Here is a 19,318-nt window from a genome sequence, read left to right on the forward strand (position 1 = left end):
CGCCCGGACACATTCCGAACCCGGAAGCTAAGACTCGCAGCCGCCCGGACACATTCCGAACCCGGAAGCTAAGACTCGCAGCGCCGATGGTACTGCAGGGGCGACCCTGTGGGAGAGTAGGACACCGCCGGACATTCATTCGAAGAGAGCCGCCCAGAGTTGGGCGGCTCTCTTTGGTTAACGTGCGTGTTCGACTTGGGCAGCTTCGCGTCAAGCCGGCGCGGTAGGGCGCGGCCCGTCCTACGCTGGAGAGATGGCGAACCGCTTGGGGGATGCGCTGAGTCCCTACCTCCGCGCCCACGCCGGCAACCCCGTCGACTGGTATCCGTGGGGCGAGGACGCATTCGAGGCGGCGCGCGAGCGCGATGTGCCGGTGCTCGTCTCCATCGGCTACGCCACGTGCCACTGGTGTCACGTGATGGCCAGGGAGAGCTTCAGCGATCCCGGGATCGCGGAGACGCTCAACGAACGCTTCGTCTCGATCAAGGTGGACCGCGAGGAACATCCCGATGTCGACGCGAGCTACCTGGCCGCTGCCTCAGCGTTCACACGCGAGCTGGGGTGGCCGCTCACGGTCTTCGCCACGCCCGACGGGCGAGCGTTCTACGCGGGCACGTACTTCCCGCCGCGGCCGGTGCACGGCATTCCGGCGTTCGCGGAGGTACTCGCGGCCGTCGACGAGGCGTGGCGCGAACGGCGACGCGATCTCGACGAGACGGCCGACGCGGTCGCGGGCGCCCTCGCGGCGGCATCCGTCGCGTCGACCGCCGGCGAGCTGCCGGGCCCGGTGGAGCTCGGGCGAGCGGTGGACACCCTCGCCGAGGATGAGGATCGCCTCCACGGCGGGTTCGGAACCGCCCCCAAGTTCCCGGTCGCGCCCGTCCTCGGATTCCTCGTGAACTCGGGACCGGAAGGACGCCGCCTCGCGGAGCGGACGATGCGGATGATGGGGGCATCACCACTGTGCGACGCCATCGAGGGAGGGTTCTTCCGCTATTCGACGCGCGCCGACTGGAGTGAGCCGCACTACGAGCGCATGCTCACCGACAACGCGCTCCTCCTCGACGTGGCCGCCGAGCTCAGTCGCGGTGAAGGCGCCACGACGTTCGCGGCACCGCTCGCCGCCGGTGTCATCCGCTTCCTCATCGAACGGATGCAACTCGCGGGTGGCGGGTTCGCGAGTGCGCAGGACTCCGAGAGCGTCGTCGACGGCGAGCGCAGTGAGGGCGGCTACTACCGGCTCGACGCGGCCGGCCGCGCGCGCCTCCAGCCACCCGCCCTCGACCAGAAGGTTCTCACCGGCTGGAACGGCCTGGCCATCGGCGGGCTAGCCCGAGCCGGGTTCGTGCTCGACGAGCCGGCGGCTGTCGACGCTGCCCGCCGGGCGGCCGACCATCTCCTGGAGCACCACGTGCGCGAGGACGGCACCCTCGTGCGCGCGTCGCTCGACGGCGTGCCGTCGAGTGCCGCGTCGACCCTCGAGGACACCGGCATGTTCGCGTGCGGCCTCATCGACCTCGCGTGTGCGACGGGCGACGCCGCGTATGCGTCGATGGCCCGCGTGCTCGTCGATCGGGCCGCATCCGCAGCCGAGGAGGATGCCCAGGTGCCGTTCGCCGCGCCGGCAGGCGGCGACCCGGTGCTCGTCGCACACGGCCTCGCGCTCCCCGCGGACCCCGCCGAGGGCGCAACGCCGTCGGGCGTCACGGCGTGTGCGGATGCGGCATGGCGCCTGTACACGCTCGGGGCGGGCGAGCGTTACCTCGATCTCGCCGAGCAGGCGATGCGGTCGGTCGCCGGCATGGCGGTGCAGCGCCCGCTCGCGTTCGGCGGCGCGCTGGGGCTCATGGCGCGGCTCGCCGCGCCGCTCGTGCAGCTCGTCACGGTCGTGCCGGACGAGCGGGACGGGCCCGGTGGTGCGGGCGAGGCGCTGCTCGGTGCAACGCGGCGGCACGCGGCATCCGTCGCCACGATCGTGACCGAGCGGCAGGCGCGCGAATTCGCAGCGGCGGGATTCGAGCTCTTCGAGGGGCGGAGCGCCCAGCACGACGAGGCGTCCGCCTACCGCTGCAGGTCGTTCGTGTGCGCACTGCCCGTGCACGACGCGGGGGCGCTCGAGGAACTCGTCGAGCGCCCGGGGGAGTGACGTCGTAGACCCCTCCGCATCCGTACGATGGTCGCATGGGTGAACGCGCACGCACGGGCACGGCGTCCGTGGTCGGCGCGCTGGCGCTCGACGCAGCGCTCGTGCTCGTCTTCGCGATCGTCGGCCGGCGCAGCCATGCCGAGGGGCTCGACCTCGCGGGCATCTGGGGTACGGCCTGGCCGTTCCTCTTCGGCCTCGGTGTCGGCTGGCTCGCGGCACGGGCGTGGCGGCATCCGCTCGCCCCCTGGCCCACGGGAGCCGTGATCTGGGCGGCGACCCTCGTGGTCGGGATGCTGCTGCGCCTCGCGAGCGGCCAAGGCGTGCAGCTCGCGTTCGTGCTGGTGGCGGCGATCTCGCTCGCGATCCTCCTCATCGGATGGCGTGGCCTCGCTGCGCTGATCAGGCGGTCGACCCGCGCTCGCGCCCGGTCGGTCGTTCCGTGAATCCCATCGAGTGGCTCTTCGACGCGCAGCTCGTGATCGGCGGGCAGGTGATCCTCTGGCGCGAGATCGTCGGGAACCTGTTCGGGCTCGCGAGCGCGCTCGGCGGCCTGCGCCGCAAGGTGTGGGCGTGGCCCGTGGGCATCGTCGGCAACGTGCTGCTGTTCACGGTGTTCATGGGTGCGGTGTTCGACACTCCGAATCCGGTGAACCTGCTCGGCCAGGCGGGCCGGCAGCTCATGTTCATCGCCGTGTCCATCTACGGCTGGGTGCGGTGGGCCCAACATCGGCACGTGAGCGGCACCGGCGTGGAACCGCGATGGGCGGGTGCCAGAGCGCGCATCCTGCTGGGCGTGGGCATGATCGGCGGCACGTTGCTGCTCACGCCCATCTTCCGCGCGCTCGGTTCGTTCGAGCCGGTCTGGGCGGACGCGTGGATCTTCATGGGGTCGCTGCTCGCGACCTACGGCATGGCGAAGGGCTGGACGGAGTTCTGGCTCATCTGGGTGGCCGTCGACGTCGTCGGCGTGCCGCTGCTCGTGAGCGCCGGCTACTACGCCTCGGCGCTGCTGTACGTGTTCTACGGCGCGTTCACGATCTTCGGCTTCATCACGTGGATGCGCGTGCAGCGCCTCACCAGCGTGACGGAACCCGGTCGAGCACCAACCACACCGCAGAACTGAGCTCGGGGTGGTCGAGCGCGATGTCGCGCAGCAGCTCGAACTCGAACCTGGCGGCATCGCCGTCGCGCGCGGTGGGGTGGTACGCGCGCGCTCGCGCGGGGCTCCACCGCTCGGAGTGGAGCCGCTCCTCGCGCAGCGTCGCCACGACCTGCTCGTCGACGGAGGGGAGATCGGGGAGGAAGACCCACGGGTCCTCGCCGAGCCGGCAGCGCAGTTCGATGAGCGCCGAGAGCTCGTCGCGCGCGTCTTGCCGCAGGCGCTCGAGCGTCAATTCGTCGTCATCCATCTGCGACCTCCCCTCGCTTCCTCGATCGTAGCCAACGCTACGTGCACCGTATGACGACGGGGTTACGCCGCGTGACGGCACGTGTACGCCAGATGACGCGGACGTGACGGCGGCGGCCTGGGGCCGCCCGGCGCCCTGATTGAATGGACCGCATTCGGCGAGAGGAGTCGGGCGTGGCCGAGGAATACCTGATCCTGCACGGATGGCAGAACCATCGGCCGGACGGGCACTGGCAGCGGTGGCTCGCCCGTGAGCTCGAGACGCGCGGGGCCGTCGTGCGGTATCCGCAGCTGCCGGGGGCCGACGAGCCGGTGCTCGACGACTGGATCGAGGCGCTCGAGACCGAGCTGCGCGGCACGGATCCGGCATCGCTGACGGTGATCGCGCACAGCCTCGGGTGCCTGCTGTGGCTGGCGTACGCGGCTCGGCGCGCAGCGCGGAGTGCGCCGGGTGCGGCCGCTCGGCGCGTCATCCTCGTGGCGCCGGCCGCACCCGAGGTGCTGCAGGGGATCCCCGAGATCGCGGCGTTCGCGCCGCTGCTCGGGGGTGCTGCCGCCCGCGCGGCGCTCGCCGCAACGACGTGGGAGCGCGGCACGGTCATCGCGGGCACCGACGACCCGTTCTGCCCCGCCGGCGCCGACCGTGTCTATGCGCGCCCGCTCGACCTGGACTTCGTGCCGGTCGAGGGCGGCGGCCACCTCACCATGGACGACGGCTACGGCCCGTTCCCGCTCGTGCTGGAGCTCGCGACCAGATGAGCGGACGCCCCGGCGCAACCTGGTCGCCATGGCACGATCCGCGCCGATGGCCGTGCGGTTGAATGGTGCGGTGAGCACCGACACCGTACCCGGCGACCCGCACGCACGCGACCTGCTGGCGCGGCTCCGGGTCGACCTCGTCGCGGCCGGCTTCACGGTTCCGGTGCTCGAGGCACTCTGGGGAGCGGATGCCGCGGCGGCGCTGCACCGCGGCGAGCGGGTGCCGGCGCGGCGCGTGCTCGACGGCAAGCGCGGGGCGCACGGCGCATCCGCCGACCTCGCGACCCTCGCCGAGCTGTTCGTGCTCGGCCTGCCGGTGCCGGCGTCGGAGGCGGAGCATGCCCTCCCGACGCTCGGTGTCGACGGCGCGGCCGAGCTGGGGCTGCTGGCGACGGGTGCGCCCGCGTCGGATCGTGCCGGCGCGGCCGGCGACGCGGCATCCGTTCGCGCGTTGCTCGACCTGCGCCCGTACGCCTTCCTCGACGCCCGCGGCGACGGACACTGGTGGATCCTCTCGGACCTCGGCGAGGTCGCACTCGGCCACGCGCTCGGCGAGCAGCACGTGCTCGGCGTCGGCGGCGCGTCGATGACGCTGTCGAGCCTCATGCTGCCGACGCCCGCGCGGTCGGTGCTCGACCTGGGCACCGGCTGCGGCATCCAGGCGATGCACGCGTCGCGCTTCGCGGATCGCGTCGTGGCCACCGACATCTCGGAGGGGGCACTGCGTCTCGCACGGCTCAATGTCGAGCTGAACGGGATCGAGGGCGTGGAGCTCCGGCTCGGCAGCCTCTTCGAGCCCGTGACCGGGGAGCGGTTCGAGCGCATCGTGTCGAATCCGCCGTTCGTGATCACGCCGAGGGCGCTCGGCGTACCCGAGTACGAGTACCGCGATGGCGGCATGGTGGGCGACGGTATCGTCGAGGCGGTGATGCGGGCCGCGGTCGAGCATCTCGAGCCCGGCGGCGTGGCGCAGCTGCTCGGCAACTGGGAGTACCACGAAGGTGACGACGGGCTCGAGCGCCTGCGCGCCTGGGCCGGCCCGCTCGAGCACTGGATCGTCGAGCGCGAGGTGCAGCGCGTCACGGAGTACGCGGAGACGTGGATCCGCGACGGCGGCTCGCGCTCCGGCACGCCTGAGTTCGATCGGCTCTACGACGCCTGGCTCGACGATTTCGAGCGGCGCGGCGTGCGCGAGATCGGCCTCGGCTACGTGCTGTTGCGGCGGCCCGACCGGGCGGCAGTCGGGGGCGACGCGCGGCGCCTCGCGCGTGTCGAGCGGCTGCACGGCCCGCTCGGCGACATGGTCGGCGGTCTCGGCACCCACCTCGCGGCCTGCCTCGACGCGCACGACGTGCAAGCGTCGCTCGACGACGCGACGCTCGCGGCGACGCGGCTCACCGTCGCCGGGGACGTGACGGAGGAGCGGCACTACTGGCCGGGCGACGACGACCCCACCGCCATGCTGCTGCGGCAGGGCGGCGGCTTCGGGCGCGTCGTGCCCCTCGACACGGGCCTCGCCGCGCTGGTCGGCGCGTGCGATGGCGAGCTGCCGGTCGGCGCGATCGTCGCCGCGCTCGCCGAGCTCCTCGACGTCGACGCGACGGCGCTCGCTGCGGACCTGCTGCCGGCGGTGCGTGCCCTCATCGACGACGGGATGCTGCTGCTGCCAGCGGAATGACGGGCATGCGGCATCCGCGACTCAGACGGTGCCGGCGGGCGGCCACAGCCCGATGATGAGCGCCATGACGACGACCGTCACCAGCTCGTGCGCGATGTTCAGGATCGTGAGCCCCGCGGGCCGGCCTTCGAACGCGTCGTGGGTGATGAAGCGGGCCGCGGTGAACCCCGCCCACAGCAGGATGCCGGTGAGCAGCGCCGTCACGAGGTAGTTGCCTCCGAACGCCGTCCACGCGACCTGCGTGGCGATGGCGAGCACCCACGCGGAGATGAAGCTCACGATGACCGTCGTGATGATCGGCACCACGGCGCTGCGATCGCCGGGGTCGACCTTGGCGACGCGCATCCAGTAGTTGCCGAACACCTTCGGTGTGTACCAGATCGACCCGACGACCATGGTCGAGATCGTCGCGATCGCGACGGCCCAGTAGTTCACGTCGATGAGCATGCCGGCTCCCCCCTCACTGCCCCCGCGGGCCTGCCCCGGATTCTAGCGGGGAGCATCCCGCGAGGCCGGGAGCGCCACGACTCGGCGATCACCGAGCCGCCGGGGGTATCCTCGTGGTCGCACACCCGAAAGCGAGCCCATGGCCGACAGTCCGCTCTCCGATTCCCCGTACGAGGTGCTCGGCGTCCCTGCCGACGCGGATGCCGCCGCGCTGCGTCTGGCGTACCGTCGTGCGCTGCGCACCGCCCACCCCGATACGGGCGGCGATGCGGCGCGGTTCCACGCGGTGCAACGGGCCTGGCTGCTCGTCGGCACGCCTGAGGCGCGGGCCGCATTCGACCGCGGCGTCCGGGGTGCGGTGCCCGCGCCGACTCGTGAGGCGTGGGCGCCGGCCGCGCCGCGACGACCGAGGGACTCGCGTCCGCTGGCGCGCTCGTACGGGCATCCGGGCGGGCTGACCCGGGAGCTCTACCTCGACCGCATCCGGGAGTGGGTGGGGCGCGGGGTCGACGTGCCCGACCCGTACGATCCCACGCTCGTGCGGCGCGCGCCCCGCGACATCCGGCACATCCTCGCCGATGCGCTCGTCGAGGAGGCGACCGCCCGCGCGCTGTCGACGCTCGGCATCGCCTACACCGTCTGGCACGATATCGCCACGGATGCCGCCGGGCCCGGCCTGCCCCCGAAGCTCGATCACCTCGTGCTGGGGCCGACGGGGCTGTTCGCGATCCAGTCGGAGGACTGGGGCGGGCCGGTCGGTGTGAGGCGCGGCGAGCTCGTGGGTGAGGCGCTCGCGGGCGAACGGCCGATCCGCGCGCTCGCCGCCCGGGCGAAGGCGATCGGGAGGGCGGCGCGCGTGAAGCCCACGGCGCTGATCGTCGTCGTGCCAGACGAGTACGCGGCGGAGCCGCTGGAGCTCGCAGGCACGGTGCGCGGTGCCGTCGTCGCGCTCGTGCGGAGCTCCCGCCTCGGGAGCGCTGTGCGCGAGGGCCTGCGGGGTTCCGCGCACCTCGGCGGCACCGAGCTCATGGAAGTGCGCTCGCGGCTGCAGGCGACCGTGCGGTTCGCCTGACCGCCGCATCCACGGGCTCGCGGCCTGCGCGGTGTCCGCGGGGTCGCCGGCACGCGGCATCCGGCAGCCCGACTCGACCGCGGGACGCCGGGCGGTGTTGGATGGGATGGTGCCTGACCTCGATCGTGACGCCCACCTCTCCGCCTTCGCCGACTTCATCCCCGACTCGCCCTCGTCGTATCACGCCGCCGCTGCCGTCGCCGCGCGCCTCGAGGCCGCCGGCTTCGACCGGCTCGACGAGCGCGACGAATGGCCGTCGGGGCCGGGGCGACGCGTGGTGGTGCGCGATGGCGCGGTCATCGCCTGGGTGCAACCGGATGCCGCGACGCCGACGACCCCGTTCCGCATCCTCGGGGCGCACACCGACTCGCCGTCGTTCAAGGTGAAGCCGAACCCGGATTCGACGGGGGCAGGGCTCCTTCGCGCGGGCGTCGAGGTCTACGGCGGCCCGCTCCTGAACTCGTGGCTGGACCGCGAGCTCGAGGTCGCAGGGCGAGTCGTCACGCGCGACGGCGGGGAGCACCTCGTGCGCACCGGGCCGATGCTGCGCATCCCGCAGCTGGCGATCCACCTCGATCGCGGCGTGAACGACGCGCTCAAACTCGACAAGCAGTTGCACACCCAGCCGATCTGGGGCGCGGCGTCCGACGCCGCCGGCGCGGAGCTCCTGGCTGAGACCGTGCGCGATGCGGGCATCGAACCCGCCGACATCGCCGGTCACGACCTGCTGCTGGCCGACACGCAGGCGCCGGCGCGCTTCGGTCAGGGGGGCGCGTTCTTCGCAGCCGGTCGCATGGACAACCTGAGCTCCGTGTTCGCGGGACTCGTGGCCCTGCTCGGCGCGCCCGACGACGCGCCGCACGTGAGCGTACTCGCCGCGTTCGACCACGAGGAGCTCGGGTCGGCGTCGCGGTCGGGTGCGAGCGGCCCGTTCCTCGAGGACGTGCTCGCACGCGTCGCAGCAGGGCTCGGCGCCGACCCGACCGAGCGTCGACGCGCATTCGCCGACTCCTGGCTGCTCTCCTCGGACGCCGGTCATGCGGTGCATCCGAACTACCCGGAACGCCACGATCCCGGCAACCGCCCGGTGCTCGGCGGTGGCCCGTTGCTGAAGCTCAACGCGAACCAGCGCTACGCGAGCGACGCCGTGGGCTCCGCGCTCTGGGCGCGCCTCTGCGAGCAGGCGGGCGTCGCCACCCAGCCGTTCGTCTCGAACAACGCCATCCCGTGCGGCTCGACGATCGGGCCGCTGAGCTCGACCCGGCTCGGAATCCGCACGGTCGACGTCGGCGCGCCGCTCCTGTCGATGCACTCGGCTCGGGAGCTCGCCCACGTCGACGACCTCGTCTCGCTCGCCGCAGCGGTCACCGCGTTCTTCGCGCCCGACGCCGACTGAGGCAGGTGCGGGGCTCCCCACCGGCACGGTGACCGGATGTCGCGGCACGACGGCGCGATTTCACGTTCGCCACGGCGCACTCCGGTGCGAGGGTGAAGGCATGACCGAGACCATCACCCCCGCCGCATCAGCCCTCTTCCAGCACGTCGCGACGCAGGCCGACGCGATCTCGCACTTCCGCGGGCGCCTCGGCTTCGAGTCCGACGTGTCGGATGTCGCGGCCGCGCTGGCCGAACCCGAGCCCGGGTTCGTGCTCGTCGACACCCGCAACGACGCGTCGTGGGCGCAGGGGCACGTGCCCGGCGCGATCCATCTGCCCTGGCGCCGCATCGCGGCGGAGGCGGCCGAGCGCATCCCTGCCGGCACCCCCGTCGTCGTCTACTGCTGGGGTCCCGGATGCAACGGCGCCACCCACGCCGCGCTCGAGTTCGCCTTGCTCGGGCATCCCGTGAAGGAGATGCTCGGCGGGTTCGAGTACTGGGTGCGCGAGGGCTTCGCGTTCGACACGACGGAGGGCCTCGCGCAGCTGCCGGCCGACGCGCTCACCAACGTCGCGGAGGCGGGACTCGCCGGCGGCGCGGTCGTGGACCACGACATCACCTGCGCCTGCTGACCCGCACCCGCCGGGCTCAGACGAGCGTGATGAGCGGAGCGTCGGGATCGGCGGCCCACTCGTCGAGCGACCCGTCGTAGACGGCGACATCCGTGTGGCCGGCCCGGCGCAGGGCGAACCCCGTTCCGGCCGCCGCGATACCGCCGCCGCAGTACACCACGACCCGTTTCGCACCGGCGGCCGTGGCGGGGGCGAGGCGGGCGGCGAGTTCCGCGTCGCGCAGGTGCGTGCGCGATTCCCGATCGATGACGGAGGAGACCGGCACACTGACACTGCCCGGGATGTGCCCGCGTCGTGCACGCCCGCCGGTCTCGCCGCGGAAGTCGCTGGCCGGAAGCGCGCACACGAGCGCGGCATCCGCTTCTCCTGCGACGATGCGGCGCACCTCCTGGCCGTCGGCCCAGAACTCCGGTCGAGGCGCCAATGTCAGGTGCCCGGCCGCGCGAGGGGCTTCGAATCCTGGCTCGAGCGACCGGCCTTCGGTCCGCCAGCGGGTGAGGCCGCCGTCGAGCAGGGCGACCCGGTCGATGCCGGCCGAGGCGAGCAGCCACCAGAGGCGTGCGGCCCACTGCCCGAGCGACGTGTCGTAGACGACGACGGCGACCTCGTCGTCGATGCCGAGTTCGCGGGTGACGCGTTCGAGTCGCGCGGCGTCGGGCCTCGTGAACGAGTACGGGCCGTCGGGGTCGGAGAACTCCTCGAGGAGGTCGGCGAACACGGCCCCGGGCACGTGGCCCTGGATCAGGTAGTCGTCGAGGCCGCTGAGCCAGCGGAAGCCGGCCGGCGTGTCGACGCCGAGCACGCTGGCGTCGACGACGACGAGCCCGGGATGCTCGAGGTGCGCGGCGAGCCACTCCGTCGTGACGAGGTCGCCGGGAAGGTCGAGTGCTGGCATGCCGACACGCTAGTCGCGTCGGCGCGCACCGCGTGCGGAGGCCGCAACAGGCCGTAACCGGCCGAGGCCGTCAGCGCAGCGGGCCCCGGCGACTCTCCAGCCACATCGAGTGCTCGCGAAGGCCGTTGCGCACGGCCGCCTTGATGATGAGGTAGCCGATCCAGAGCATGAGCGCCAGCACCGCGAGGTAGATCGCGAGGCCGATGACGAGGCCGATGAGGCCGGCGCCGGTGAGGAGGTCGTTCGGGTCCATCTGCACAGGTTGCCAGAAGCATGCCATGGTGCGCGAGAGTCCCGATCGGGGGACAGCGTTCAGCAGGCACCGTCGTTCAGCACTCGATGACGTTCACCGCGAGGCCGCCCTCGCTCGTCTCCTTGTACTTCGTCATCATGTCGAGTCCGGTCTGCCGCATGGTCTCGATGACCGTGTCGAGCGAGACCAAGTGGGTGCCGTCGCCGTGCAGCGCGAGCCTCGCGGCCGAAACAGCGGTCGACGACGCGATCGCATTGCGCTCGATGCAGGGCACCTGCACGAGGCCTGCGACCGGGTCGCAGGTGAGGCCGAGGTGGTGCTCCATCGCGATCTCCGCCGCGTTCTCGATCTGTCGAGGGGTGCCCCCGAGTACGGCGCAGAGCGCCCCGGCTGCCATTGCGCAGGCCGATCCGACCTCGGCCTGGCATCCGCCCTCTGCGCCCGAGATCGAGGCGTTCTTCTTCACGAGCGAGGCGATCGCCGCGGCGGTGAGCAGGTAACGGCGGATGCCCGCGGCATCCGCACCGGGCACGAAGCGCAGGTAGTAGTGCCCGACGGCCGGGATGATGCCGGCCGCGCCGTTGGTCGGCGCGGTGACCACGCGTCCACCGGAGGCGTTCTCCTCGTTGACCGCGAGGGCGAAGGCGTGCAGCCACTCGGTGGAGGTGTCGCGCACGTGCTCGTCGCGGTCGTACTCCTCGAGTCGCCTGCGCACCTCGGGCGCGCGGCGCTTCACGCCGAGGCCGCCGGGCAGCGTGCCCTCGGTCGCGAGGCCGCGCTCGACGCACACCGCCATGGCCGCCCAAATCGCGTCGAGGCCGGCGTCGATGCCCTCCGCACCGTGCACCGCGACCTCGTTGGAGCGCGCGACGTCGCACAACGAGACGCCGTGCTCCTCGCAGAGGGCCAGCAGTTCGTCGGCGGTGTCGTAGGGCAGCGGATGCCGCAGCGCCTCCGACTCGTGCACCGCGTCGCCCTCGCGGCGGATGAAGCCCCCGCCGACCGAGTAGTACGTCTCCTCGGCGAGGGGGAGGGCGTCGTCGGCGCCCCACCCATGCAGCGTCATCGCGTTCGGGTGGCCGGGCAGGCGGGTTCGCGGCTCGAGGCTCAGGTCGCCCTGCGTCATCGTGACCGCGTGCCGGCCCGCGACGCGCACCTCGGCACCGTCGTCGCTGAGCCGCGTCCACGCGCCGCGCACCTCGTCGGGGTCGCAGTCGTCTGGCCTCAGCCCGGCGAGGCCAGCGATGACGGCGTCGGGGGTGCCGTGGCCGAGCCCGGTCGCACCGAGCGAGCCGTACAGCGAGCAGGTGACGCGGGTGACGCGGTCGAGGATGCCGTCGTCGGCGAGTCGCTCGGCGAACGCACGGGCCGCCCGCATCGGGCCGACGGTGTGCGAACTCGAAGGACCGATCCCGATCGAGAAGAGATCGAGGGCTGAGACGAACGCTGTCACGGCTCAAGGCTACGCCGGTGCCCGCGCATGCATCCGGCGTCACGTCGCAGGATCCTGCGTCGGATGCGCCGTGACGCGGGTGCCGGCGCAGGGCGTGCGATGCCCGCGCGCCCATAGGCTGGTCTGGATCCCCATGACTGACGTACCCCCCTCCTCCCTGCCGCGAATCGCCCCGGTCCTCCCGCACGAAGCCGCCGACGAGGCGGGCGTCATCCACCGCGCCTTCGCGACGGGCCCGTACGGCCACGTCCCGACGAGCGCAGAGCGACGCGCGTTCGAACACGACACCGCCGGGCGCGTGGCATCCGGTACCGTGCTCGTCGCCCGTCGAGAGGGCCGCGTCGTCGGGAGCGCGAGCGTGTTGCGTGCCGAAACGCCGTACTCGCGCGTGGCCGTGCCCGCCGAGGCGGAGATCGGGCTGCTCGCGGTCGACCCGGGCGCGCAGGGGGCTGGCTTCGGCGAGGCGCTGATGCGTGCGAGCCTCGAGGCCGCCCTCGAGTGGGGCGCCGATGCGTTGGTGGTCGACACCGGGCGCCTGAACGTCCGTGCGCGGGCCCTCGACGAGCGGCTCGGCTTCGAGCATGCGCCCGAGCGTGACGCGGCGGCCTCGAACGGCGACGTCGACGCGGTCGTGTACCGGTACGCGCTGCAGGAGCGCGCCGACGTGCGCATGCGGCTCATGCGCACCGACGAGGCCGATGAGGTGTCGGCCCTGGTCGAGGCGGCGTACGCCGCCGACTTCGAGCTGAGCGAGGCCTACCGCGCGGACATCGCCGCGGTCGCCGAGCGGGCACGTGATCACCAGGTCTGGGTGGCGACGGATGCCGCGAGCGGCATGCTTCTCGGCACCGTGTCCACGCCGCGCGCGGGGCGGGCCATCTCGCCGCTCGCGCGAGCCGGCGAGCTCGACTTCCGCTTCCTCGGGGTGACCGCCGGCGCACGTCGCCGCGGGATCGGCGCGCTCCTCGTCGAGCATGTGCTGCTGTTGGCGCGGCTTCGTGGCACCCCGCGCGTGGTGCTCAACACCGGCCCCGACATGGTGGCGGCGCAACGACTGTACGAGGGCATGGGCTTCCACCGTCTCCATGCGCGCGAGTTCGTGTTCGAGCGGCCCGACGGCTCGAGCTTCCTCATGCTCGCGTACGGCCGCGACATCGAGGCGGCCGGCGTGGGCGCCGCGGCCTGAGCCGCGGCAGCGCGCGGCATCCGCTGCCCCGCTCACACGCCGCGCACGCGGGCCCACGGCCGTGTGAGCGCCGCGTGAGTCGCGTGTGAGCGCCGGCGAGCAGCATGGTCGGCATGCACACCATTACACGAAACGGCGACTGGGCCGTCGAGGCCGATGGCCTCGTCAAGGTGTTCGGTACGAACCGCGCGGTCGACGGCGTCGACCTGCGGGTCGCGACCGGCACCGTCTACGGCGTCCTCGGACCCAACGGCGCCGGCAAGACCACCACGATCTCGATGCTCGCGACGCTGCTGCGGCCCGACGCCGGCACCGGCCGGATCTTCGGGCACGACGTGCAGCGGGAGGCGCAGGTCGTGAGACAGCTGATCGGCGTCACCGGACAGTACGCCTCGGTCGACGAGACCCTCTCCGCCACCGAGAACCTCGTGCTGTTCTCCCGCCTGCTCGGCCTCACGCACACCGCCGCGAAGGCCAAGGCCGCCGAGCTGCTCGAGGAGTTCGGACTGACGGATGCCGCGAAGCGGCCGCTCAAGAAGTTCTCCGGCGGCATGCGTCGCCGCCTGGACCTCGCCGCGAGCCTCATCGCGCAGCCGCCGCTCATCTTCCTCGACGAGCCCACCACCGGGCTCGACCCGCGCACGCGCGCGCAGATGTGGGACACGATCCGCCGCCTCGTGGCGACGGGCTCGACGGTGCTGCTCACGACGCAGTACCTCGACGAGGCCGACCAGCTCGCCGACCGCATCGCGGTGATCGACCACGGTCGCGTCGTCGCCGAGGGCACCGCCGACGAGCTCAAGGCGTCGATCGGCGCGTCGAGCCTTCAACTGCGACTCCAGGACCCGCGCGACCTCGACGACGTGCGCGTCGCGATCGAGCGGGTGCTCCGGGTGACGCCGACGATCTCACCCGAGGCCGGCCGCATCACCGCTCCGATGGACGACCCCGACGTCGTCACGGAACTGCTCCTCACCCTGCGCGACGAGGGCGTGCACCTCGCCGAGCTGAGCGTGCAGAAGCCCACGCTCGATGAGGTCTTCCTCACGCTCACCGGCCACGGCGTCGAGGACGCGGCATCCGCCACCGAAGCCGAAACCGAGCTCGAACGGAGCCGCGCATGACCACCATCGCCACCACCCCCATCACGCCGGGCGCGGCCCGCTCGCTGAAGAACCGCGTGAGCACGAGCGAGACCCTCTCGCACACGATCACGATGGCCTACCGCGGGTTGCTGAAGATCAAGCGCACGCCCGAGCAGCTCTTCGACGTGACCCTGCAGCCGATCATCTTCACCGTGATGTTCACGTACATCTTCGGCGGCGCGATCGCGGGCGACGTGCAGAGCTACCTGCCGATCATCATCCCCGGCATCCTCGTGCAGACCGTCATCTCGACCTCGATCGTCACCGGGGTGCAGTTGCGCGAGGACATGGACAAGGGCGTGTTCGACCGGTTCCGCTCACTGCCGATCGCGCGCATCGCCCCGCTGTCCGGAGCACTGCTCGCCGACACGGTTCGCTACCTCATCGCCACGACCCTGACGTTCGTCATGGGATACCTCATGGGCCTCCGCCCGGAGGGCGGGCTCGGAGGCGTCATCGGTGCGGCGCTGCTCGTGATCGTGTGCGCCTGGTCGCTGTCGTGGATCTTCGCCTTCTTCGGCGTGATCGCGCGCAGCGCCTCGAGCGTGCAGGGCATCTCGATGCTCATCCTGTTCCCGCTTACGTTCCTCTCGAACGCGTTCGTGCCCGTCGACACCATGCCCGGCTGGCTGCAGTGGTTCGTCGACATCAACCCCGTCTCTTACATCGTCACGGCAGTGCGCGACCTCGTGAACAGCGGAACGATCGGCGCGGACTTCGGCTGGTCGCTGGTCGGCTCGGCCGTGGTCGTCGCGGTGTTCGCTCCACTCACCGTGAAGGCCTACATGCGGAGGGCATGAGACGGACGGCCTGCGCGTCAGGGTGCGTCGGCCGGCGGAACGGGCGTTGCGAGCAACTCGTGCGCCCGTTCCGCGCATTCGTCGGTGGTGAGCGCGGCCGCAGCGTCGCGCGCGGCCGCGACCCGCTCCGCGCCGACGCGCGCCTCGGCGGCCGCGAGCAATCGGGCGAGGTTGAGCCCCGGAGTGTCCTGACGGCCCGACATGCGCTCGCCGAGCGCGAGCATCTCCAGCCCGCGTTCCTCGAGGCCCGGCTGGTGCATCGCCCACGAGCCCCAACCGATCGCGACCGTGCCGAGCACCGGCTTGTCGGTGAATCCCGGTCGCGCGCGGGCGGTTGCGGTCACGCGGTGACGCAGCCGCTCGGCCCAGCCGCGCACCTCGTCGGGCGGCCACCCCTCTAGTGCGCCGCGCGCGGCGAAGCCGGCTAGCACGATGAGGAACCAGGGGTCCCCTCGGCGGCGACCGTCATGGAACGCCGCGATCGCATGACGCGCGTGGGCCAACGACTCGGCCCGCCTGCCCTCGACGTGGGCGATCTCCGCGAGCCCGAGATCGGCGATGGTCGCGACCGTCATGCCGTCGGGGAGGGTGCGGTCGTCCTCCGCCATCGCGTCGAGCATGACTCGCGCCTCGTCGAGGCGGTCTGCGGCCACGAGCGCGCCCGCGATCATCCAGTCCACATGGAGCAGGTCCTGCTCGGCGTCGAGGCGCTCGAGCCCGATCCTGGCCTGGCGGGCGTGGCGGAGGGTCTCGAGAGGACGGCCCGACTGGCTCGCGAGCTGCGCGAGCATCATGGACGACACCGCCTCGACCAACACGTCGCCCAGGCGCTGCGCGAGCTCATGCGCGCGCAGCGCATACTCGCGTGCGGTTGCCGGATCCCCCTCGTTCTCGGCGAACTGCGACATCATGATGGAGCCGACCACTGCGGTGTCGGGATCGTCCGACTCCGACATCGCGCGGAGCCTGGACAGCGACTCGCCCACGTCGGGGAGCGCGAGCAGGAAGCCGCTCGTCGCCGCGATCCACGGTGGCATCGGATGTCCCGACCGGGCGAGCAGGCGAAGGCGGGCGAGGCCGCGCGTGGCGGTCGTCGTGCCGGCGGCGAGGTGGGTCGCCGAAACGAGTGTGAGCGCCAGGGTCGCCGGCGCGGCCAGTTCCGGCCCCGGACGACTGCCGCGGGTGCCGTCGAGCACGGCGTCGCCGAACGCCAGGATCTCGGAGTGCGCGCTCCGCGCGGTCCATCGATAGGCGAGCGTCGCGAACACCGGGTACACCGTCTCCGCCCGACCATCGGCGATGGCGCGCCGCAGGATCGCGACGAGGTTGTCCTCTTCGAGGTCCAACGTTCGGAAGGCCTCGATCTGACCGGGTCCGCGGACGACGGCGAGGGCGTGCGTGGACAGCGCCACCGCCCACGCGTCCATCGCCGCGAGCGCGCCGGCCTCGTCGCCGGATTCGGTCAGGCGCAGCTGCCCGAACTCGCGCACGGTCTCGAGCATGCGGTAGCGGGGGGCGGGCGACCCCATGGACGCGGCCACCGAGAGCAGCGACTGGGCGATGAGCCCGTCGAGGAGCCAGAGGGCGTCGCCCGACCCGGTCACGGCGTCGGCCGCGTCGAGGCCGAAGCCGTCGGGGAACCACGAGAGCCGGGCCATGGCGAGCCGCTCGTCGGGCGTGAGCAGCGCCCAGCTCCAGTCGATGACGGCGTGGAGCGTGCGCTGACGCGCGGGCGACGAGCGGTCGCCGCCGGCCAGGAGCGCGAACCGGTTCGCCAGGCGCGCCTCGATCTGCTCCACCGTCATCGAGCGCACCCTGGCTGCCGCGAGTTCGATCGCGAGGGGCAGTCCGTCGAGTCGCGTGCACAGCCGGGCGACCGCCTCGAGCGGCAGGTCGGCGGCGGGCCTCGCCGCGACGGCCCGCTCGAGGAAGAGCTCGACCGCCGGCCCGGCGACGTCGGCGGCGAGCGCCTCGAGCGGATACGCCTGCTCGGCGCCGATCATGAGCGGGCTCCGGCTCGTCGCCAGGACGCGTAGCGACGCGATCGAACCCAGGAGGTCGGCTGCCCAGCGGGCCGCCCCCTCGATCACGTGCTCGCAGTTGTCGAGGACGAGGAGCGCCGGCCACTCCTCAAGCCGGGCGATGATGCGCCCCCGCACGTCGAGCCTCGCCTCGCCGAGGCGCTGGCTCGTCGACGCCTCGCGAACGCCCAGCGTCGACGCGAGCGCCAGCACGACGTCGTCATCCGTGCGGATGCTCGCCAGCTCGACCACGACGACGAGGGGATCGTCGGCCCGTGCCGCGACCTCCTGCGCGATGCGCGTCTTGCCGAGTCCGCCACCGCCGAGCACGGTCACGAGCCGACGCCGGCGGAGCAGCCGTTCGATGGCGACGATGTCCTCGTCGCGGCCGATCAGGGCGTTCGCGGCGGCCCGCACGCCGATGCGCACCGAGCCTCGACGGGGCTGCTCGTCGGCGCGCAGCAGCTCGGCGTTCAGTTCGACGAGTTCGCTCGCGGGCGACACTCCGAGCTCTTCGCCGAGCCGCTCGCGGAACGCGCCGAACTCGGCGATGGCTTCGACACGACGGCCGGATGCCGCGAGCGCACGCAGTCGGCGGGCGACGAGGTCCTCGTTCGCGGGTGACGCCGCCATGAGCACGGCGAGGTCGTCTGCCGCCCCGGTGTGATCGCCCGCCGCGTCGCGCGCAGCGGCGCGCCGCGCGAGCAGTTGCAGGCGCAGCGCACCGGCGCGCTCGGCGAGGGTCTGGGCGATCGGGGCATCCCCGAGGTCGAGTGCCGGCTCGCCGCGCCACAGGGCGAGCGCCTCGTCCACTCCGACGGCCGAACCCTCCCCGTCGGCCGCCCCGGCCACGCCGAGGTCGAGTTCCGAGGATGAGATCGCCAGTGCGTAGCCGCCCGGATGGGAGGCGATGAGGTCGTCGGCCGTGACCGCGCGCACCCGGCTCACGAGCGTCTGCAGGGCGGCCCTCGCGTTGCGAGGCGTCGCGTCGCCCCAGAGCTCGTCGGCGATGACGTCGATGCCGACGGTGCCGCCCACCGTGCGGGGCAGCACGGCGAGCGCGGCCACGAGCGCCTTCGCCAGCGCGCCGGGCGGCTCGATGAGGGCGCCGGAACGACCTTCGAGAAGGACCGGGCCGAGCACGCCCACACGAAGGTCTGGGCGTGGTTCGATCGGCACGCGCACGAGCCTACCCGTGGGCACGGACGCCCCGCCTCGATCCTGACAGGTTCGCCGTCGCCGACGCCTCGAGATGCGGATAAGCAACAAGGGTTGACAAAACACTATTAGCAACCTAAGTTGCTTACATGACCCCGCGAATCCCGGAACCGATCGGCGCCGAAGCCGACGACCTCGCCGCCGTCGTTGCGCTGCGCGAGCTTGCAGACCGGCTCGAGGACGCCGCCGTCGAGCGGGCGATGCGCGCCGGTTGGAGCTGGACGCAGGTTGCCGAGGCGCTCGGCGTCACGCGCCAGGCCGTGCACAAGAAACACCACCGGCGACTCGAAGCCGCCGGCATCGAACTGAGGAGGCGCAATGCGTGAGGTACCCGAACCCCTCGACGGCGGCGTGGGCGTCAGCCTGAAGCGCATCGTCCAGCGAGCCATCGACGAGGCCGTGCGGCGAGGCGCGCCGAATGTCGAGGCCGAGCACCTGCTGCTCGTGATCTCGGCCGGAGACGATGCAGCCGGGAGGGCGCTCGCCGAGGTCGGACTCGATCACGCGGGCGTGGAGGCAGCGCTCCGCGAAGAACGCGAGCGAGCCCTCGCGGCAGCGGGGGTCGAGCCCGTGGCCGAGGAGCGGCTGCGGTCCACCCGCAGGTCGCGACCCGGCTGGGGCGCCTCGTTCCGCGAGGCCATGCTCCGTGCGGACTTCCGCACACGTCGCGACCGCAGCCGCGACGAGCGCGAGCGACTCGCGGTCGCCTCCGCGCTGCTCGGCATCCTGCGTGCCGACCTCGGTACCGTGCCGCGTGCGCTCGCCTACGCGGGCGTCGACCGGCGCGCCCTCATCAACCGACTCGAACAGCTCTGACGGCTCGAACGA

General features: G+C 72.5%; 19 protein-coding genes and 1 rRNA gene. 14 read left to right on the plus strand and 6 right to left on the minus strand.

Features of this window, described 5'->3' with window-relative positions:
* Window positions 1-19 precede the first annotated feature (19 nt).
* From rrf to pnuC, 4 genes are all read left to right on the plus strand, one after another.
* Window positions 20-133, plus strand: a 5S ribosomal RNA gene (gene rrf, locus ASG80_RS19645).
* A gap of 120 nt (window positions 134-253) precedes the next feature.
* Window positions 254-2,146: a thioredoxin domain-containing protein gene (locus tag ASG80_RS19650; RefSeq protein WP_056733923.1), complete on the plus strand. Its 1,893-nt coding sequence runs from the start codon at window positions 254-256 to the stop codon at window positions 2,144-2,146.
* A 35-nt stretch (window positions 2,147-2,181) separates the two neighbouring features.
* Window positions 2,182-2,589, plus strand: coding sequence for a DUF3054 domain-containing protein (locus ASG80_RS19655; RefSeq protein ID WP_056733924.1), 408 nt, complete (start codon window positions 2,182-2,184; stop codon window positions 2,587-2,589).
* Complete coding sequence (gene pnuC, locus ASG80_RS19660) at window positions 2,586-3,269, plus strand: nicotinamide riboside transporter PnuC (protein WP_056733926.1); 684 nt, start codon at window positions 2,586-2,588, stop codon at window positions 3,267-3,269. The genes ASG80_RS19655 and pnuC overlap by 4 nt, the downstream gene beginning before the upstream one ends.
* Here pnuC and ASG80_RS19665 read toward each other — a convergent pair.
* Window positions 3,220-3,555 carry a hypothetical protein gene (locus ASG80_RS19665; protein WP_056733929.1) on the minus strand — a complete coding sequence of 112 codons (336 nt, stop codon included), beginning with the start codon at window positions 3,553-3,555 and terminating at the stop codon, window positions 3,220-3,222. The genes pnuC and ASG80_RS19665 overlap by 50 nt on opposite strands.
* Before the next feature lie 173 nt (window positions 3,556-3,728).
* Here ASG80_RS19665 and ASG80_RS19670 point away from each other — a divergent pair, with 173 nt between their 5' ends.
* Complete coding sequence (locus ASG80_RS19670) at window positions 3,729-4,313, plus strand: alpha/beta hydrolase (protein WP_200952637.1); 585 nt, start codon at window positions 3,729-3,731, stop codon at window positions 4,311-4,313.
* A gap of 46 nt (window positions 4,314-4,359) precedes the next feature.
* Window positions 4,360-5,991 carry a methyltransferase gene (locus ASG80_RS19675; protein WP_056733934.1) on the plus strand — a complete coding sequence of 544 codons (1,632 nt, stop codon included), beginning with the start codon at window positions 4,360-4,362 and terminating at the stop codon, window positions 5,989-5,991.
* Between the two features lie 21 nt (window positions 5,992-6,012).
* Here ASG80_RS19675 and ASG80_RS19680 read toward each other — a convergent pair whose 3' ends face one another.
* A complete protein-coding gene (locus tag ASG80_RS19680; RefSeq protein WP_056733935.1) occupies window positions 6,013-6,438 on the minus strand; it encodes a DUF1761 domain-containing protein in 426 nt (141 codons plus the stop codon).
* A gap of 139 nt (window positions 6,439-6,577) precedes the next feature.
* Here ASG80_RS19680 and ASG80_RS19685 point away from each other — a divergent pair, with 139 nt between their 5' ends.
* From ASG80_RS19685 to ASG80_RS19695, 3 genes are all read left to right on the plus strand, one after another.
* The gene (locus ASG80_RS19685) at window positions 6,578-7,510 is read left to right on the plus strand and encodes a DnaJ domain-containing protein (protein WP_056733937.1); all 933 of its coding nucleotides are present in this window, start codon (window positions 6,578-6,580) and stop codon (window positions 7,508-7,510) included.
* Window positions 7,511-7,616: 106 nt separating this feature from the next.
* On the plus strand, window positions 7,617-8,906 hold the full coding sequence (locus ASG80_RS19690; RefSeq protein ID WP_056733939.1) for a M18 family aminopeptidase: 1,290 nt from the start codon (window positions 7,617-7,619) through the stop codon (window positions 8,904-8,906).
* A gap of 100 nt (window positions 8,907-9,006) precedes the next feature.
* Window positions 9,007-9,519, plus strand: coding sequence for a rhodanese-like domain-containing protein (locus ASG80_RS19695; protein ID WP_056733941.1), 513 nt, complete (start codon window positions 9,007-9,009; stop codon window positions 9,517-9,519).
* A gap of 16 nt (window positions 9,520-9,535) precedes the next feature.
* Here the strand turns inward: ASG80_RS19695 and ASG80_RS19700 are convergent, their stop codons facing one another.
* The 3 genes from ASG80_RS19700 to ASG80_RS19710 form a co-directional block, all read right to left on the minus strand.
* The gene (locus tag ASG80_RS19700; protein ID WP_056733943.1) at window positions 9,536-10,414 is read right to left on the minus strand and encodes a sulfurtransferase; all 879 of its coding nucleotides are present in this window, start codon (window positions 10,412-10,414) and stop codon (window positions 9,536-9,538) included.
* Between the two features lie 70 nt (window positions 10,415-10,484).
* Entirely contained in the window at window positions 10,485-10,667 is a 183-nt protein-coding gene (locus ASG80_RS19705) for a hypothetical protein (RefSeq protein ID WP_056733945.1), read from the minus strand.
* Window positions 10,668-10,743: 76 nt separating this feature from the next.
* Window positions 10,744-12,120, minus strand: a complete 1,377-nt coding sequence (locus ASG80_RS19710) for an L-serine ammonia-lyase (protein WP_056733947.1) — start codon at window positions 12,118-12,120, stop codon at window positions 10,744-10,746.
* Window positions 12,121-12,253: 133 nt separating this feature from the next.
* Here ASG80_RS19710 and ASG80_RS23170 point away from each other — a divergent pair, with 133 nt between their 5' ends.
* The 3 genes from ASG80_RS23170 to ASG80_RS19725 all read left to right on the plus strand — a co-directional run bounded on the left by ASG80_RS23170 (window position 12,254) and on the right by ASG80_RS19725 (window position 15,251).
* On the plus strand, window positions 12,254-13,306 hold the full coding sequence (locus ASG80_RS23170; RefSeq protein WP_082590751.1) for a GNAT family N-acetyltransferase: 1,053 nt from the start codon (window positions 12,254-12,256) through the stop codon (window positions 13,304-13,306).
* Window positions 13,307-13,419: 113 nt separating this feature from the next.
* Window positions 13,420-14,430, plus strand: a complete 1,011-nt coding sequence (locus ASG80_RS19720) for an ATP-binding cassette domain-containing protein (RefSeq protein ID WP_200952638.1) — start codon at window positions 13,420-13,422, stop codon at window positions 14,428-14,430.
* Entirely contained in the window at window positions 14,427-15,251 is an 825-nt protein-coding gene (locus tag ASG80_RS19725) for an ABC transporter permease (protein WP_200952639.1), read from the plus strand. The genes ASG80_RS19720 and ASG80_RS19725 overlap by 4 nt, the downstream gene beginning before the upstream one ends.
* Window positions 15,252-15,268: 17 nt before the next feature.
* Here ASG80_RS19725 and ASG80_RS19730 read toward each other — a convergent pair whose 3' ends face one another.
* Complete coding sequence (locus ASG80_RS19730) at window positions 15,269-18,451, minus strand: BTAD domain-containing putative transcriptional regulator (protein WP_162256660.1); 3,183 nt, start codon at window positions 18,449-18,451, stop codon at window positions 15,269-15,271.
* A gap of 128 nt (window positions 18,452-18,579) precedes the next feature.
* Between ASG80_RS19730 and ASG80_RS19735 the strand changes: the two genes are divergently transcribed.
* Window positions 18,580-18,816, plus strand: a complete 237-nt coding sequence (locus ASG80_RS19735) for a helix-turn-helix domain-containing protein (RefSeq protein WP_056733951.1) — start codon at window positions 18,580-18,582, stop codon at window positions 18,814-18,816.
* Window positions 18,809-19,306: a Clp protease N-terminal domain-containing protein gene (locus ASG80_RS19740; protein WP_082590755.1), complete on the plus strand. Its 498-nt coding sequence runs from the start codon at window positions 18,809-18,811 to the stop codon at window positions 19,304-19,306. The genes ASG80_RS19735 and ASG80_RS19740 overlap by 8 nt, the downstream gene beginning before the upstream one ends.
* Window positions 19,307-19,318 lie beyond the last annotated feature (12 nt).

The organism is Agromyces sp. Soil535, from assembly GCF_001428255.1.
Taxonomy (GTDB): Bacteria; Actinomycetota; Actinomycetes; order Actinomycetales; family Microbacteriaceae; genus Agromyces.